Source organism: Psychrobacter sp. 1Y4 (assembly GCF_051847555.1).
In genome coordinates this window covers 1-530 of sequence record NZ_JBPYDE010001103.1, presented here as the reverse complement: position 1 = coordinate 530, position 530 = coordinate 1, and the positions used below count along the sequence as shown (strand labels likewise).

At 46.6% G+C, this 530-nt stretch carries 1 protein-coding gene; it reads left to right on the top strand.

Translation table 11 applies throughout. The annotated features are described in order from the left end of the window. Nucleotides 1–530: hypothetical protein (locus ACS8FC_RS20630; RefSeq protein WP_439298156.1), on the top strand; the 530-nt coding region annotated here is incomplete at both ends.

Here is a 530-nt window from a genome sequence, read left to right as displayed (position 1 = left end):
ACCAATGATGGCCAAGATGTCGAAGCCGTCTTAAATGTTCATCCATTTCATACGATACATTGTGCACAAATGGCCAAAGACTTTCCGCAAGCCACGTTTTACGGTAGTAGTCGACACCCAAAACAAGTACCAGAAGTAGACTGGGCAGATGATTTGGTCGAAAGTGACGCGGTCGCTGAGCGTTATCCTGAGCTGCAATTCTCCTTACCTCAGGGCATTTACTACATTGCACCTGATGAATCTGTCCATGCAAGCTCACTATTGGTCTATCATCCTGCTAGTCAAAGCGTATATGTCGATGATACGTTTGAGATACCACCTTCTAAGCTATTTGATGCAGTACAGCCCAACCTAGGATTACATCCAACTACTAAAAAAGCCCTCAAAGATGAGCCAAACGCTGGCAAGCACTATTGTGATTGGGCGGTAGCGCTCGCGCACGAGTGGCGTAATGTCCGTCATTTTTGCGGCGCGCATTCAGGATTAGTGGTTTTTGAAGAAGGTCAGTTTGAAGCGGCGCTTTTGTCTAC